Source organism: Pseudomonas sp. GV105 (assembly GCF_003058185.1).
GTDB classification, from domain to species: domain Bacteria; phylum Pseudomonadota; class Gammaproteobacteria; order Pseudomonadales; family Pseudomonadaceae; genus Aquipseudomonas; species Aquipseudomonas veronii.
Genome location: NZ_QBUF01000003.1, coordinates 65155 through 80326, shown reverse-complemented (window position 1 = coordinate 80326; position 15172 = coordinate 65155). Strand labels below are relative to the sequence as shown.

The 15172-nt window shown below is 62.8% G+C and carries 13 protein-coding genes; 3 read left to right on the top strand and 10 right to left on the bottom strand.

The features are described 5' to 3' along the window. The first annotated feature begins 36 nt into the window (after window positions 1-36). The gene (gene arfB / locus C8K66_RS06565) at window positions 37-450 is read left to right on the top strand and encodes an alternative ribosome rescue aminoacyl-tRNA hydrolase ArfB (RefSeq protein WP_017847165.1); all 414 of its coding nucleotides are present in this window, start codon (window positions 37-39) and stop codon (window positions 448-450) included. Here the strand turns inward: arfB and C8K66_RS06560 are convergent. The 4 genes from C8K66_RS06560 to C8K66_RS06550 all read right to left on the bottom strand — a co-directional run bounded on the left by C8K66_RS06560 (window position 447) and on the right by C8K66_RS06550 (window position 2604). Continuing rightward, a complete protein-coding gene (locus C8K66_RS06560) occupies window positions 447-1643 on the bottom strand; it encodes an MFS transporter (protein WP_108524474.1) in 1197 nt (398 codons plus the stop codon). The two genes, arfB and C8K66_RS06560, sit on opposite strands and share 4 nt — an antisense overlap. 103 nt (window positions 1644-1746) lie before the next feature. After that, window positions 1747-1929 (bottom strand): hypothetical protein, encoded by a 183-nt coding sequence (locus tag C8K66_RS06555; protein WP_046382277.1) that lies wholly within the window; start codon window positions 1927-1929, stop codon window positions 1747-1749. Window positions 1930-2003: 74 nt separating this feature from the next. Next, complete coding sequence (locus tag C8K66_RS31200) at window positions 2004-2132, bottom strand: hypothetical protein (RefSeq protein ID WP_017847168.1); 129 nt, start codon at window positions 2130-2132, stop codon at window positions 2004-2006. A gap of 160 nt (window positions 2133-2292) precedes the next feature. Next, a complete protein-coding gene (locus C8K66_RS06550) occupies window positions 2293-2604 on the bottom strand; it encodes a DUF962 domain-containing protein (RefSeq protein WP_017847169.1) in 312 nt (103 codons plus the stop codon). Window positions 2605-2764: 160 nt separating this feature from the next. Here C8K66_RS06550 and C8K66_RS06545 point away from each other — a divergent pair, with 160 nt between their 5' ends. Beyond that, the gene (locus tag C8K66_RS06545; RefSeq protein WP_046382278.1) at window positions 2765-3823 is read left to right on the top strand and encodes an AraC family transcriptional regulator; all 1059 of its coding nucleotides are present in this window, start codon (window positions 2765-2767) and stop codon (window positions 3821-3823) included. Here the strand turns inward: C8K66_RS06545 and C8K66_RS06540 are convergent. Beyond that, window positions 3780-5234 carry a TrkH family potassium uptake protein gene (locus C8K66_RS06540; RefSeq protein ID WP_057004517.1) on the bottom strand — a complete coding sequence of 485 codons (1455 nt, stop codon included), beginning with the start codon at window positions 5232-5234 and terminating at the stop codon, window positions 3780-3782. The genes C8K66_RS06545 and C8K66_RS06540 overlap by 44 nt on opposite strands. A gap of 157 nt (window positions 5235-5391) precedes the next feature. Between C8K66_RS06540 and C8K66_RS06535 the strand changes: the two genes are divergently transcribed. Beyond that, complete coding sequence (locus tag C8K66_RS06535; protein WP_165933318.1) at window positions 5392-9627, top strand: dermonecrotic toxin domain-containing protein; 4236 nt, start codon at window positions 5392-5394, stop codon at window positions 9625-9627. 78 nt (window positions 9628-9705) lie between these two features. Here the strand turns inward: C8K66_RS06535 and C8K66_RS06530 are convergent, their stop codons facing one another. The 5 genes from C8K66_RS06530 to C8K66_RS06510 all read right to left on the bottom strand — a co-directional run bounded on the left by C8K66_RS06530 (window position 9706) and on the right by C8K66_RS06510 (window position 15145). Next, on the bottom strand, window positions 9706-11049 hold the full coding sequence (locus C8K66_RS06530; protein ID WP_102617884.1) for an imelysin family protein: 1344 nt from the start codon (window positions 11047-11049) through the stop codon (window positions 9706-9708). Window positions 11050-11176: 127 nt separating this feature from the next. Then, entirely contained in the window at window positions 11177-13228 is a 2052-nt protein-coding gene (locus tag C8K66_RS06525; RefSeq protein WP_017847174.1) for a bifunctional diguanylate cyclase/phosphodiesterase, read from the bottom strand. A gap of 203 nt (window positions 13229-13431) precedes the next feature. Continuing rightward, the gene (locus C8K66_RS06520; protein WP_017847175.1) at window positions 13432-13614 is read right to left on the bottom strand and encodes a hypothetical protein; all 183 of its coding nucleotides are present in this window, start codon (window positions 13612-13614) and stop codon (window positions 13432-13434) included. 156 nt (window positions 13615-13770) lie between these two features. Next, window positions 13771-14367 carry a superoxide dismutase gene (locus tag C8K66_RS06515; RefSeq protein ID WP_017847176.1) on the bottom strand — a complete coding sequence of 199 codons (597 nt, stop codon included), beginning with the start codon at window positions 14365-14367 and terminating at the stop codon, window positions 13771-13773. 178 nt (window positions 14368-14545) lie between these two features. Further along, window positions 14546-15145, bottom strand: coding sequence for a LysE/ArgO family amino acid transporter (locus C8K66_RS06510; protein ID WP_017847177.1), 600 nt, complete (start codon window positions 15143-15145; stop codon window positions 14546-14548). Window positions 15146-15172 lie beyond the last annotated feature (27 nt).

Sequence of the window (15172 nt, the reverse complement as noted above, 5' to 3'; positions counted from 1 at the left end):
GTATCCTTGGGCTCCCCTTAGAGGAACCCGTTGCTCATGCTGGTGATTTCCAACAACGTCCACTTGCCCGACGCCGAGATCGAGCTGACCGCCATTCGCGCCCAGGGCGCCGGCGGGCAGAACGTCAACAAGGTGTCGAGCGCGGTGCATCTGCGCTTTGATATTCCGGCCTCGTCGTTGCCGGAATTCTATAAGGAGCGCTTGCTGGCACTGCGCGACAGTCGGATTACCAGCGACGGCGTGCTGGTGCTCAAGGCCCAGCAATACCGCACCCAGGAACAGAACCGCGCCGATGCGCTGGAACGCCTGGTGGAGTTGATCCTCAGCGCCACCAAGGTGGAGAAGAAACGCCGCCCGACCAAACCGACCCTGGGCTCGAAGAAACGCCGCCTCGAATCCAAGACCAAGCGCGGCAGCATCAAGGCCGGGCGCGGCAAGGTCGACTTCTAGGCGTCGCGCGCCTCGCGGGCCTTGGGGGCTTGCCGGTACAGGTAGACACTCAGCAGCAACCCGACCAGGGCGGCGAGGGCGGCGAACAGGAAGATCGACGCAAAGCCAAAGCCGGCCGCCACGGCCCCGGCCAACGGGCCGGTGATCCCCAGCGACAGGTCGATGAACAGCGAGTACGCGCCCACCGCCGAACCCCGGCTGGACGCAGGCACCAGATTGACCGCCTCCACTCCCAGCGCCGGAAACACCAGAGAAAAACCGAAGCCGCTCAACGCCGCGCCCGCCAGTGCCCACGGCGCATCCGGCGCCAGCCACAGCAACAGCAGGCCCAGCACCTCCACCGACAGGCAGGCGATCGCCACGCGAAAGCCGCCGATGCGGTTGATCAAATTGCCGAACAATAGGCGCGCGCCGATAAAACTGGCGCCGAACAGGCTCAGTGCCCACACCGCGTTATCCCAATGCTGGGTGGTGTAATACAAGGTGATGAAGGTGGCGATGGTGCCAAAGCCGATGGAGCCCAGCGCCAGTGCACAGCCGTGGGGCAATACCCGGCCCAGCACATTCATGAAAGGCAGGCGCACCCCGGCGACAATCGGTGCCGGCTCTTTGCGCCACGCCAGCAGCAGGCCCAGCGCCGCCAGCAGCAGGATACTCACGCCCATGCTCCACAAGCCTAGGTGACGTACCAGCAGCACCCCCAACGGCGCGCCGACCGCCAGGGCGCCATAGCTGGCGATGCCGTTCCACGAGATGACCTTCGCCGTGTTCGCCGCCCCCACCCGGCCAATGCCCCAGCCGATGGCGCCCGAACCTACCAGGCTTTCGGCACTGCCCAGCACCAGGCGGCCGATGAGCAGGCTGCCCAGGCTCAGCGCCGGCAGGCTGGAAAACCACGCCGCGAGCAACATGAACACGCCGCTCAGGCCGCAGCCCGCCAGGCCGATCAGCACGGCGCGCTTGCTGCCCAGGTTATCGATGATGCGCCCGGCATACGGCCGGCTCAGCAGGGTGGCGAGGTATTGCACACTGATCACCAGCCCGGCGATCACCGCGCCAAAGCCCAGCTCACTGTGGACATAGCCCGGCAACACGGCCAGGGGAATGCCGATATTCAGGTAGCCGATAAAGGTGAACAACACGATGGAAACAACTTGCAGCGTGACCGCCATGGGGCGCTGGGTATCTGGCATGGGAAGGGTCCACTGTCGCAGCAGGTAAAGATAGGCTGCTAATGATACCGATGCTTTGGCCCGCGCAGGGCAGTAAAAAGCCAATACGTCGGTCTAAACCGTGTCAGGACCGGGCAGGAGCGAGCAATTGCGTGGTGACCAGGGCGGCCAAGGCGTTTTCCTGGGTGCCGAAGCGCTTGAGCAGCAGGGCCTGTTTGTCCGCGTTGAGGCGGTTCCATACGTCGACCATCTGCAGGGCAGTGTCGAGTATGGCGGCGTTGGGGCTATCGGAGTGGTTGTCGGTCATGGCGGGTATCTCGGGAATTTCAGGCAGTGTGGAAAGCGCTCAAAGGTGCGCTTTCCACACGGTCTGGTACGGCGTCAGTCCTGGCTTTCGCGGTCGACTGGTTTTGCTTCTTTGGCCTCAGGCTGCTTGTCGCCGGCCTGCTGCGGTGTTGGCTGCTCTGTTGGGTGCAGGCTTGGGAAGGGGAGATTAGGTATCTCGTGCATCGTCGTCGCTCCTCGCAAAGTCTGTTTTTTCAATCGCAGGTGATTCCGCGCTCTCAAAAAGCCTTGGCAGGATACAGCACTGTAAATGACAAAAAGACTTTTATATCGACGGATGGACAAAGCGTCATCGTTAAAGCACAAGTGACCAGACGTCGCACCACTAGAACGGCACTTTGCCCAGGATCATGTCGCGGTACATCACGAAATCCCCGAGCAGGCTGTAGAACGGATGCTGGAAGGTCGCCGGGCGGTTCTTTTCGAAGAAGAAGTGGCCCACCCAGGCGAAGCCGTAGCCGGCGATGGGCACCGCAATCAACAGGCCGAGGGCGCCTTTGCCCAGCACATACGCCAGAAGCCCAATCACCAGCGTGGTGCCGATAAAGTGCAGGCGCCGGCAGGTGCTGTTGCCGTGTTCTTTCAGGTAATACGGGTAAAACTCGGCGAAGCTATTGAATTGCTTGGTATTTCCCACGGTGGTCGGCCCTCTGATTGTTATGCCGTCGAACAGTTGTTCGGCGGGGAGCTTATTTGAGTCTAGAGTGATCAGTGGTAACAGCCAGTGACATTAGATGCCACTTTAGTATCCTTGCCTTCCTGGCTGCGGTTTCAGCCTGCTTTATTAAGAAGACGCCATGAGCGAACGAACAACTTCTGCAAGCTGGGCGATGGGGATAGTCAAGGCACTGGAAATGGACGGCCTGGATTGCCAGGTGTTGTTCAAACAATTGGGCCTGGACTATGCCGCCCTCAACGACCCCGATGCGCGCTTTCCGCAAGACTCCATGACGCGGCTGTGGCAGCGTGCCGTGGAATTGTCGGGCAACCCCGCGATTGGCCTGAACATGGGCAAAGTGGTGCGCCCGGCGTCGTTTCACGTGACCGGTTACGCGCTGATGTCCAGCAACACATTGGCGGAAGGCTTTATGCGCCTGGTGCGCTACCAGCGGATCATCGCCGAAAGCGCTGACCTGAGTTTCCGATTATTACCCGAAGGCTATGCGCTGATTCTGACAGTACATGGCGATCACCTGCCGCCCACCCGGCAAAGCGCCGAAGCCTCGCTGGCCTGTGCGCTGGCGCTGTGCGGTTGGTTGACCGGGCGTACCCTGCAACCGCGCAAGGTGCTGCTGCAAGGTGAGCAACCCGCCGACCTCGCGCCCTACAAACAGGCGTTCCATGCGCCCCTGGAATTCAACGCAGCCTATGACGCGCTGATTTTCGAGCGCGCCGACATGGAGGCGCCGCTGCCCACCGCCAATGAGGCAATGGCGCTGCTGCACGACCGGTTTGCCGGTGAATACCTGGCGCGCTTCTCCGAAAGCCGTGTGACCCACAAGGCGCGGCAGGTGCTGTGCCGCCTGTTGCCCCAGGGCGAACCCAAGCGCGAAGTGGTGGCCCAGACCCTGCATCTGTCCCAACGCACGTTGCAGCGACGTCTGCAGGAAGAGGGCACCAGTTTCCAGACCCTGCTGGACGACACCCGCCGCGAACTCGCCGAGCAATACCTGGCGCAGCCGAGCATGACCCTGCTGGAGATCGCCTACCTGCTGGGCTTTGCCGACCCGAGCAACTTCTTCCGCGCCTTCCGCCGCTGGTTCGACGCCACGCCCGGCGAGTACCGCGCGCGCTTGCTGGATGCGTCGACGGTCAGTGACGCCAGAACGCCGGGATGCACAGAACAAAGACTGTGATGATTTCCAGCCGGCCGAGCAGCATGCCCAGCGCCAGGATCCACTTGGCCGCGTCCGGCAGGCTGGCGAAGTTGCCGGCCGGGCCGATGGTTTCGCCCAGGCCCGGGCCGACCCCGGATACCGTGCTGGCGGCGCCGGTCAGCGCGGTCATCCAGTCCAGGCCGAGCAGCGACAAGGCCAGGGCGATCATGCAAATGGTGATGGCGAAGAAAAACGAGAAGGTCAGGATCGAACGCACGATCTCTTCGTCGAGGCGGTGACCGTTGTACTTCTGCTTGATCACCGCGCGCGGGTGAATCAACTGGTTCAAGTTGGCCTTGAGCAGGATATAGGCGACCTGGAAGCGGAAGATCTTGATCCCGCCCGCCGTTGACCCCGAGCAACCGCCGATAAAACCCAGGTAGAAAAACAGCATCAGTGAGAAATTGCCCCACAGGCTGTAGTCCCCCAGTGCAAAACCGGTCGTCGTCACCACCGACGTCACGTTCAGGGCCACATGGCGCAGCGCATCCAGCCAGTGCAGGTTGGTGGTCCACCAGTACCAGGTGCCGAGCACCAGCCAGGTCACCAACAGCAAGGCGAGCAAACCCTGCACCTGCTGATCCTTGATCAACGCCCGGCGGTTGCCGCGCAACGTGGCGACGTACAGGGTGAACGGCAGGCTGCCGAGGATCATCACCACCACCGCCACCCAATGCACCGCCGGTTGTTTCCAGTGCGCCAGGGACTCATCGGAGGTGGAAAACCCGCCGGTGGAAATCGCCGACATCGCATGGTTGATCGCATCGAACAAGCCCATCCCGGCCCACCAGAACGCCAGGCTGCCGAGGATGGTGATGCCCACATACGCCGCCACGATCAGCCGCGCCACCATGTGCGAACGCGGCATGACCTTTTCCGAACGGTCCGAGGACTCGGTCTGGAACAGGCGCATGCCACCAATGCGCAGCAGCGGCAGGATCGCCACCGCCATGCCGATAAAGCCGATCCCGCCGAGCCAGTGCAGCAGCGAACGCCACATCAAAATGCCGGGCGACATGGTGTCCAGCCCGCTCAACACCGTGGAACCGGTGGCGGTGATGCCGGACATGCTTTCAAAAAACGAGTCGGTGTAGCTGATGTTCTGCGTCAGGAAAAACGGCAGCGCGGCGAAGATGCACACCACCACCCAACTGCTCACCGTCAGCAGGTACATGTCCCGGGGACGCAGGTGGATATGTTCCGGGCGACCGGGAATCACCAGGGCCAGGCCGGCGATAAAGGTAATCAGGCTGGCCCACAGGAACGACGGCAGGTCGCTGGTGCGTTCGAAGATCACCAGGATGGCCATCGGAACGACCATGGCGATCGCGAGGGTGATCAGGAAGATGCCGATGATGAAGCCAATGATGCGAAGGGTCGGCAACGCCATGAAGTCTGCTCGGGTGACAGGGGAAGGGCGCCATTCTACCTGGGGTGCAGGGCATGTAAACCTTGGCCGCCGATCGGCGGCGCGTAGCTATGTAGCGCATGGTTCAGGGGGCGCTTAGGCACGATGGGCCGGTATGTTTCCTATTCGAGAGGCCACCATGCCGTCTGATTTATTGTTATCTGCACCGCCAACTGTCAAGGACGCACCGCAACAGGTTGCGTTGCGCGAACAGTTAATGGCGCTCGACCGCCAGATCGCCGAGCAGTTTCAGTCGCCACCGACGTTCCATTCATTTGTGCAGCATGCGTTCGAGCAAGCATTCCCGACCTTGACGCCCAGCCTCGATGTGCGCCACGCCTTCATCCGACTGCCGGAGACGTCCATCCCGCCAGCGACGTCAGAGGCGCAACCGCCCACCGAGGTCGAGTTGCTGCCCACGCTGTTCGATGCGGTGGTGCAACGTATCACCGCTGACCAGCCAGCGAGTTATGCGGGGCGCATGGCGACCCTGCATCGGCTGCCGGCGACGGGCGAAGCGCTGCTGCCCTTGAGCGGTATCACCCCGGCCGGGCTGGATAAATTCCTCGACCGTCTGGCCACCGGGCTGACTGCTTCTTACAGCGCTTTCGTGCAAGCCTTCTGGACGCGCGCGCGCAGCCTGACCGATGCGCGCACGCAGAAACAATGGTTGGTGCAAACCCGTATCGAGCTGCTGAAAACCGAAGTGGCGCTACTGGCTGCCGACCGCCTGCTCAGCCCCGCCGACCAGGACCTGTTCGCCCTGGTACTGCGTCACCCGCACGCCCAGGCACGACAGGCGCTGCGCGCTGACCGGCCGTGTGTCTACGCGGTTGCCCTCAAGGGAGCTCCCGGCGCTGCGGACCTGACCTTGCGCGGCGCCTTTGTGCTGACCTCCAGAGACCCGGAACAAGCCGTGGTGAGGGCGCAGGAGGCGGTCGAGCCGGCTCGGGTGCGCCCCGTGGACCCAAGCATGAACGTCGGCACGCTGCTGCTGTTTCTGCCGGACTCTGGGCTTGAAGCGTTTGACTCCCTGGCCAGCCTGGATCGGGAGTTGCATCGGCGTTTGAACCACCCCGTCGAATTCGCCGCTGTGCTCGCTGGCCTGGCGGTGGCGGACCAGGCGCAAGGCTTGGCCCTGCATCGTCAGCTCAAGGCCACGGGGCAGGTGGTCTACCATGAACAGCTCGAGTCGCCGTTCGTTGAGAGTGTCGAGGCGCAATGCCGGTTGATGCTCGACAACTTCACCTCAACCCTGTCGCGCTACCCGTCACCGGTCGACCCCATCGAAGTGGCTGAGCTGCCGCAGGTGCTGGACCGGGTCACGGACCCCGCTCGCCTTTTCAGTGCTGGCGGGGTGTTGTGGGGCCGCGAAATCAAGCGCGGACAGGCGCAGCTCCGGACCTTTCTGCACGACGCATCCCCCGCCGATAAACAGGCGTGGCGCGCCGCGATGGCCGATTATTACGAGCTGCTGTCGCGCCTGCCGGACGCCGAGGGCTTGCCGTCGCTGGCGCAATTCAGTGATAAACCGACGCTGCTGGCATACGCCAACCAACAGCTGCGCATTCGCCTCAAGGCTGACTATGCACTGGACATCGACCCCGACACTGTCCGCGTACACACCAAAGAACCGTTCGTGCCGGCGACTGTCGTGGTTCCGGGCGCGCCTGCTCCGGCGCCGCGCGAGCCCGGTACAGCGTTGTTCCGGCAGCGAAGCCGCACGCTGACCGAGCTGGCCCTGGAGAATCTCGGCGGGCTGGATTTTAACTTCACGCACTTTTCCAGGCTCAGTGAAAGCACGCGCAAAAAGCCTGATGAAGCACTGCTCCCCGAAGATCTGGAGGCGGCCCCGGCCTATGACGGGCTGACCCTGCAACAGGTCAAGGATCTGGTGCGCGCGGTCAATGTCGGACAAGGCTACGACACCTTTCTGAAGGACCGCCTTATCACCTCGCCGGCTGCGCTCGCGCAAAAACACACCTATGGCCAAGTCATGCGGCGGCAACTGCGTCTCGACGCCATCGAGGCCAAGATCCACGGCGACTTCCTCCCGGACCGCCTGGCCCGTGGCTTCAATTGGGTGCGGGCGGTGCTCGATGCCCCCGTCGACAGTGATCGGCGCGAGCGCGTCGACGGGCATCGGATTCTCGTGCAGCACTTGAAACTGCGCGGTCAGCGCGTGCGCGGGGTACTGCTGTTCGGCACGGCCGCCGCCGGGGTCGGCTCGATCGTTGTGTACACCCCGCAGGCGCCCGACGGTCGCGTGTTCCACGAGTACGCCAAAGACCGCCTGATGAGCGACTTCATCATCAACAGCAGTTGGCGCGCCTACCTGCTGGGGCGCGTGGAGCGGGCCTTCGAGCCTCACGTCCGCGCCGTGCTCAGGGGCCGCGGCGACGTGTCGATGGTGAGCCTGAGCCGGATTGCCGACGACTTCTTCGAGGAGGCTTATGAGGCTGAAGCGAACTGCGTGATCAACGACGCCGCCGCGCAAGTGAAGAGCACCCGGCAAGTCGATATCGAAACCGGCCTGAACGTCGCCACCGTGGCCTTCGACGTGCTGTCCGTGGTGCTGCCGGTCAGGATCATGTTGCCGATCGGTTTGGCGCGCAGCCTGTTTTCGGTGTTCAACGCCGTCGAGGCGCTGGACCTGGGCGACCGCGCCGGTGCCGCACAGTCTTTCGTGCGCTCGCTGGGGGAGCTGGTCGGTGCGCTGGTGGACGGCGCGGTCGGCGCCCGCGCACCGGTGGCGGGCTCCCGGCCAAGGGCGTTGCCGGCGGAGATGGCGCTGGGGAAAAAGCCCGACGGCGTGGTGCCGTTGGCCGGATGGGAAGGCCAGGGCGTGTATCACGCGCCCTCGAACGCCGCGGGTGCCCAGCACTACTTCCTCAATGACGGTGGGCGTTGGTACTCGATCCTCGATGACGGCGACAAAGCCGCCTGGCGGCTCAGGGACGCACGCAAGCTGACGCAATATCACTACGCGCCGATTCGGCGGAATGCGTCGGGGCAGTGGGAAATAGGTTCCCATCCGCTAGCCGGACTCAAGGGCGGCAACGCGCCGGAGCGTGCCCTCAGGGACCTTTACCCTCGGCTGGATGAGGTGCAGGCCAGACGCGTGTTTGAGTCGTTCAACTTCCCGGCGGGGCGCGAAATCGAATATCGGCTGGCCTTGGTCGAAAACCTGCGGCTGAGGCTCTCCACGGCGGCCTTCGAGACCTATCTGAACGTACCGCTTCTGCGGTTTCAGTGGCGTCTGGACGGGATTGATCTGCCAGACCTGCCGGTGGTGGCGACCCGCCATCCGCCGCCCGCCGAGCTGCCACCGAGCCTACCGACGCCACCACGCGCCAGTACCCGTGTCGCGGCGCCCGAGGCCACGGTGGTGCGTCCTGCAAACGAACAATTCATCGAGTGGGGCAGAACCCTCGACGTGGCCGAACTCGAGGTGGTGGATGCGACGCGGGGCATCTATCGGCGGGTTGCCGGTGATCCGCAGTGGCTGGGGCAGGAATACATCAAGATGGACCAGCGCTATTTCGCGATTTTGCCCCGCGACCCCAGCGCGCCCAACGACGTATTGATTCGTGACCCGAGGCGGCCGGCCATGCATTTCCTGGATCTGGAAAACCTGCTGCTCTCCGGCATTTACAATCAGCCCCGACAGGTGAAGTTTGCCACCGGTGATGGGCTGTGGGTCGTCGCCAGTGGCGTGGCCTTGAAAAAACTGGTCACCGCCTATGTGCGCGAGGCGTTTGCGCTGTTGACCACCCGCAGCCAAGTCGAACTCGCCCAGATCCTATTCAATCGGGCCAACCCGGGGGGCTTGACCCAACTGGGCCTGCGCTCGCTGATACGCACCCTGCGGGACTGGCAGTTCTGGCTGCCCACGGCGCAGGGGCGGTTGGCCGATCCGTTTTCGTTGCTGCCGCCCACCCACACGCTCAGCGACGGCAGTTGGCTGTTACCGACCGCGCCCGGGCATTACCGCCGCCTGGACTTTCGTCCGGAGCCCGTCGCGGTGCCGCTGTTCAACGCGCTCCCGCCCGGCTCGGCCGGCTGGTTGCGGAGCTTGATGAGCGAGGTGGTGAGCCGCTGTCGCTACGGCGTGCTTGGCGGCTATGACGTTGCCGGCGAGCTGCTGTTCCGGCGTGCGGGGGATGTCAGGCTGTATTGGTTGAGAACGCGGCGTGTGGTCGGTGAGCGGATTGCCGCCGACGCGCAGGTTGCGCCCTACCGCAGCTTGATGGATGAGCCGACGCGAACCCTGGTCGCCCAGGCTGAGGCCAGTCATAACCTGGTACCGCTGATCGGCGGCATCCAACTGACGACGCCCATCGCGTCGCCGCAGATTTTTATCATTCGGGTGTAATGCCTTGGACTGCGGGCGTAAAAAAAATGCCCCGAGCGAGTCGGGGCATTCTTTATGGCACTTAGGCGTCGGCAGTGATCAGAACTCGTGATCAGCGCTATCCGGGTTCAGGTCGCTGATCCCCAGCTTGCCGGCAGCCGCTTCGATCGAGCCGGTCTGCTTGACCAGTGCGGCGATGGCGTCCCGCACGATCTGGTTGCCCGCGTCGTTACCCGCAGCGATCAACTGGTCGTAGTGCTCACCCTTGTTGGCGTGGTCAACCATGACCTGGATCTTCGCTTCGGTCGCCGCCAGGTCCGCTTTCAACGCGGCGTCGGCGGCAGGGTCGGCCTTGGCCACCAGGGATGACAGGCTGGCGCCGGTCATTTTGCTGCCGTCAGTGCGGGTGTATTCGCCCAGGTAGACGTTGCGGATGCCCTTGGCGTCGTAGAAGTGCGAGTTGTGGGTGTTGTCGCTGAAACAGTCCTGCTCGTCTTCCGGCGAGTTGGCTTCCAGGGACACCTTCATGCGCTCACCGGCCAGTTCGCCGAGCGACAGGCTGCCCATGCCGAACAGCATTTTGCGCAGGCCGTCGGTGGCCGGTTCGGCCTCCAGGGTGGCGCGGTAGTTGTCTTCGACGTTGGGTTTCCAGTTGCCGACCATTTCTTCCAGGTCGCTGACCAGCAACTGCGTCACGGCGCGCAGGTACGTGCGGCGGCGCTCGTTGTGGCCACCGGTTGCACCGTCGCCGGTCATGTAGTCCGACGCAGGACGGTTGCCGGCGCCCGGGCCGGTGCCGTTCAGGTCCTGGCCCCACAGCAGGAATTCGATGGCGTGGTAGCCGGTGGCGACGTTGGCTTCGGAACCGCCCAGCTCATTGAGGCTGGCGAGTTTTTCCGGGGTGATGTCCTTGACGTCGACCTTGTCTTCGCCGACCTGGATCTCGGTGTTGGCGATGATGTTGGCCGTGGCGCCAGGGTTGCCCAGCGCGTGCTCGTAGGATTTGTCGGTGTAGTCGATCAGGCCTTCGTCCAGGGGCCAGGCGTTCACTTGGCCTTCCCAGTCGTCGATGATGGTGTTGCCGAAGCGGAACACTTCGCTCTGCAGGTACGGCACGCGCGCGGCGACCCAGGCGGTACGGGCGGCTTTGAGGGTCTCGTCGTTCGGGTTGGCGAGGAAGGTGTCGATCGCGGTTTGCAGGGTTTTCGCGGTGGACTCGGCATCGCTGTACACCGCGAACACCATGTCAGCGTAATGCGCGACCACGGCCTTGGCGGCGGTTTCGTCGACCTGGCCGGCAGGGGTGGCAGCCGCCGGAGCGGCAGTGCTGGCGGCCGGGGTCGGCGCCTGGGGCGCGGCGGCCTTGTCTTTACCTTCGCCGCAACCGGCGAGCGAAATGGCAATGGCCAACAGACTGGCGGTGGCCAGGGGCATACGAATCATGGCGAACATCCTGCATCGGTCGTTGATAGGGCGCGCGGGGGCCGCGCAAAACTGCAACATAATGCGAAAGATTTGCATTTTCTGTAAAGGGTTATACGAGGGAAATCTCAACTATCGTTTGGTCGTGTCAGAGAATGGCTGCGTTATTGCGCTCGGCCTGCTTCAAATACGCCGCCAACTCCCGTGCCGGCAACGGTTTGCTGTAGTGGTAGCCCTGACCTTCATGGCAGCCCTCGGAGATGATGTAAGCCTCCTGTTCCGCGGTTTCCACGCCTTCGGCGATCACCTGCATGCCCAGGCTTTTACCCAATTGGATAATCGCGCGCACGATGGTGGCGTCGTCGTCATCGTCGAGCAGGTCCTGCACGAAGCTCTTGTCGATCTTGATCTTGTCCAGCGGCAGGCTTTTCAGATAGCTCAAGGATGAATAGCCGGTGCCGAAGTCATCGATGGCGATCAGCGCGCCGGAGCGGCGCAGGCTCAGCAGGTGCTGGGCGGCGGTGCTGATGTCTTCCATCAGGCCGGTCTCGGTCACTTCCAGTTCCAGGCTGCGCGGTGGCAAGCGATAGATCTGCATCAGGTTATTCACCACCCGTGGCAATTCGGTGTGGTGCAGTTGCACGGTGGACAGGTTGACCGCCATGCGCAGCTCGGTGAAGCCCTGGTCGTGCCATTCGCGCAATTGTCGACAGGCCTGGTCGAGCACCCATTCACCGATCGCGATAATCGTGCCGTTCTGTTCCGCCAGGGGGATGAACAAGTCTGGCGGCACCAGGCCGTGTTCCGGGTGCTGCCAACGGATCAACGCTTCGACGCCGACCACGCGGTGGTCGCGGTAGCTGATCTGCGGTTGGTACACCAGGTAAAACTGGTTGCGGCTCAAGGCGTCGCGCAGGTCTTTCTCCAGTTCGCGGCGTCGGCGCATTTCACTGTCGACACTGGCGATATAGAACTGATAGCGGTTGCGCGAGCGGCTCTTGGCCAGGGTCATGGTCTGTTCGGCTTTTTGCAGCAGTTTCTCGGTGCTGTCGCCGTCTTCCGGGAACAAGGTGATGCCGATGGTGGCGCGCAGGCGAATCTGCTCGCTGTCGAGGGCAAACTCCGCTTCCAGGTCATCGAGGATGCTTTGCGCCAGCTCGGCGGCTTCGTAGGGCTGATCGATATCGGCCTGCACCAGGGCGAACTGGTCGCCGCCGAGGCGGGCGAGGGCGCCGAGGCGGCCGCTGTGGGCGCGCAGGCGATCGGCCAGGGCCAGCAGCAGTTTGTCGCCGGCCTGGTAGGTGAACTGCTCGTTGACGCTTTTGAAGTCATCCAGGCCCACGCACAACACGGCGACGCGGCGCTGCCGACGGCCGGCGTCGATCAGGATCTTGTCCAGTTGCTCCTGCAGTTTCTGGCGGTTCGGCAGGCCGGTGAGAAAGTCGTACTGGGCCATGCGCAGCAGGCTGGATTCCGCTTCATGGCGCAGGTGGGTGTTGCGTTCGATGGATTCGAGCAACTGGTTGGCCGTATTGATCCACAGCCCCAGTTCATTGCGTTCGTGGCCCTTGAGCTGGGGGATCTTGTGTTCGCTGGGGCGGTCGGGGTTGATCGAGGTCAGGTGCTCGATAATCCGCGACAGCGGCTTGGTCAGCAGCCAGTGATACACCAGGTACAGCACCAGGCCCATGGCCAGTGCGCGCAGCACCCCGGAAATAAAAATGATCACCGAGCTGACAATGAAACCCTTGCCGTAGGTGGCCGTGTCGAGCGTGATGCTCAGGTCGCCGTAATACTCGCTATAGGGGCCTTTGCCGACCAGGGCGGTGGTGAACGTGCGCTCCTGGCCGAGAATCAGGTCGGTCAACCAGCGGCTGGAGGATTGCTGCAAGGCGCGGTTTTTTTCCGCGAGCATGGTTTCGTTGGGATGGCCGATGGAGGCCATGCGGACCGCGTCGTCCTGAAACAGACCTTCGATCACCTGCATGCCCATCTCGCGGTCCAGGCTGTAGACGGCCTGGGTCGAGGGGTCGCGAAACATGTCGAGGATGCGCTGGGCATCATCGGCCACGGCCTGGCGCGTCTTGTAGGCATCGAAAACGATCTGCGCCACGCTCAGCGCCACGCCCACGATCAATGCCGACAGCAGCACAACCCGTAGCAACTTCACCGACAAGCTGTTTTTGAGTTCCAGCTTCAAAGGGGCATTCCTTGTCTCATGCGGGTGGCCTTCAATATGCCATGAGTATTGGCAATCTGGTGATGGCAGTCAAAGGAACATTGCGGCGCGATGCTCCATGACGCCATGGTGGGCCGGTCTGTTGCAGGCGGGGTCGTCAGGCGAGGGGGGAATTCAAGTGATGGCGGACTGATTTTGCTCCGCCACCGTTCACGCTTTCCCAATCAGAATTTGATTTGCTGCTGTTGATTCGTTGCGCTGCCGGCAGCACTCGTTGCGTTTTTCAGAAGGTCTTTTGCGACATTCATGGCCATACCGGCGGCTTGTTCAGCCAACGGCATTAGCACGGGGGCGAGTGCTGCGGCTGCGGAGGCTGCTGCTCCTAATCCTGCTGCGCCTGCGATCATAAGTTAATTCTCCGACATTGAATGAAAGGGACATTCCTCTCACTGCCTGGGTGGCAATTTCCGCGCAGTTGGTTCCGTCATGCCCAACTGGCGCCGCCGTCGAACGCACAAAAAAAAGCCCGGCAATCGCCGGGCTCTTTTTACTGCAAGGGTTGCTTAGGCAGTGAAGGCCTTGCCTTCGAACTGCTCAGCCACGAACTTCCAGTTGACCAGGTTCCAGAACGCTTCCACATACTTTGGACGGGCGTTGCGGTAGTCGATGTAGTAAGCGTGTTCCCAGACGTCGCAGGTCAGCAGCGGGGTGTCGCCGCTGGTCAGCGGGTTGCCGGCGCCGATGGTGCTGGCCAGAGCCAGGGAACCGTCAGCCTTTTTCACCAGCCAGCCCCAACCGGAACCGAAGGTGCCGACGGACGTCTTGGTGAATTCTTCTTTGAACTTGTCGAACGAACCGAACGCAGCGTTGATGGCCTCAGCCAGTGCGCCGGTCGGTTGACCGCCGGCGTTTGGCGCCAGGCAGTTCCAGTAGAAGGTGTGGTTCCAGACCTGAGCGGCGTTGTTGAAGATGCCGCCCGAAGAAGACTTGACGATTTCTTCCAGGGTCTTGCCTTCGAACTCGGTGCCAGGCACCAGGTTGTTCAGGTTCACGACATAGGTGTTGTGGTGCTTGTCGTGGTGGTATTCCAAGGTTTCCTTGGAAATGTGCGGCTGCAGGGCATCGTGTGCGTAGGGCAGCGGCGGCAATTCGAAAGCCATGATGATTCTCCTAATCAGGTCAGTTGCGGTGAGCGCAAGGCCGATCACGGGCGGCCAAACAAGCGCCGGGGAGTTTGTACTCTTTGCGGCGCAGGGTCCGGATCATAGCACCCGGGGTGTGGCAAAACCACGCAACAACTGTGTGGGATAGAGGTTCCAGAGCGTTTTGGAATATTCATCATGCACTGATCAATTGATAGGCCACGCTGAACATCATCCCCGCCACCAGAAGGTCGAGCAGACGCCACGTCGCCGGACGTGCCAGCCACGGGGCCAACCAGGCGGCGCCGAGCGCCAGCGTGGCGAACCACAGGAACGAAGCGCTGGCCGCGCCGGCCACATAGGCGCCGGGTTCGGTCTGTTGGGCGCCCAGCGAGCCAATCAGCAGCACGGTGTCCAAGTAAACGTGGGGGTTGAGCAACGTCACCGCCAACGCGCTGAGCAACACGGCGCGCAATGAGCGCACCTTGAGGGCGTCGCCTTGGTCGAGGCTCTGTTTCGAACAGGCCCGCCGCAGCGCGCAGGCGCCGTACCACAGCAGGAACGCGGCACCGCCCCAGCGGGCAATCCCCAGCAGGATCGGGCTTTGCGCCAGTATCGTCGCCAGGCCGAATACCCCGGCGGCCACCAGCAGCGCATCGCAGACCACACACAGGGCCGCCACCGGCAGGTGGTGTTCACGACGCAGGCTTTGCGCGAGCACAAAGGCGTTCTGGCTGCCGATGGCCATGATCAGCCCCAACGCGACCAGCAGGCCGTTCATATAGCTTTGCCACATAGTTGAAGATCCTTGCTCAAGCCGAAA

Excerpts from the sequence above, each read along its gene's own strand:
- arfB (WP_017847165.1), top strand. The coding sequence starts at position 37 with ATGCTGGTGATTTCCAACAACGTCCACTTGCCCGACGCCGAGATCGAG.
- C8K66_RS06560 (WP_108524474.1), bottom strand. The coding sequence starts at position 1,643 with ATGCCAGATACCCAGCGCCCCATGGCGGTCACGCTGCAAGTTGTTTCC.
- C8K66_RS06555 (WP_046382277.1), bottom strand. The coding sequence starts at position 1,929 with ATGACCGACAACCACTCCGATAGCCCCAACGCCGCCATACTCGACACT.
- C8K66_RS31200 (WP_017847168.1), bottom strand. The coding sequence starts at position 2,132 with ATGCACGAGATACCTAATCTCCCCTTCCCAAGCCTGCACCCAACAGAG.
- C8K66_RS06545 (WP_046382278.1), top strand. The coding sequence starts at position 2,765 with ATGAGCGAACGAACAACTTCTGCAAGCTGGGCGATGGGGATAGTCAAG.
- C8K66_RS06540 (WP_057004517.1), bottom strand. The coding sequence starts at position 5,234 with ATGGCGTTGCCGACCCTTCGCATCATTGGCTTCATCATCGGCATCTTC.
- C8K66_RS06535 (WP_165933318.1), top strand. The coding sequence starts at position 5,392 with ATGCCGTCTGATTTATTGTTATCTGCACCGCCAACTGTCAAGGACGCA.
- C8K66_RS06530 (WP_102617884.1), bottom strand. The coding sequence starts at position 11,049 with ATGATTCGTATGCCCCTGGCCACCGCCAGTCTGTTGGCCATTGCCATT.
- C8K66_RS06520 (WP_017847175.1), bottom strand. The coding sequence starts at position 13,614 with ATGATCGCAGGCGCAGCAGGATTAGGAGCAGCAGCCTCCGCAGCCGCA.
- C8K66_RS06515 (WP_017847176.1), bottom strand. The coding sequence starts at position 14,367 with ATGGCTTTCGAATTGCCGCCGCTGCCCTACGCACACGATGCCCTGCAG.
- C8K66_RS06510 (WP_017847177.1), bottom strand. The coding sequence starts at position 15,145 with ATGTGGCAAAGCTATATGAACGGCCTGCTGGTCGCGTTGGGGCTGATC.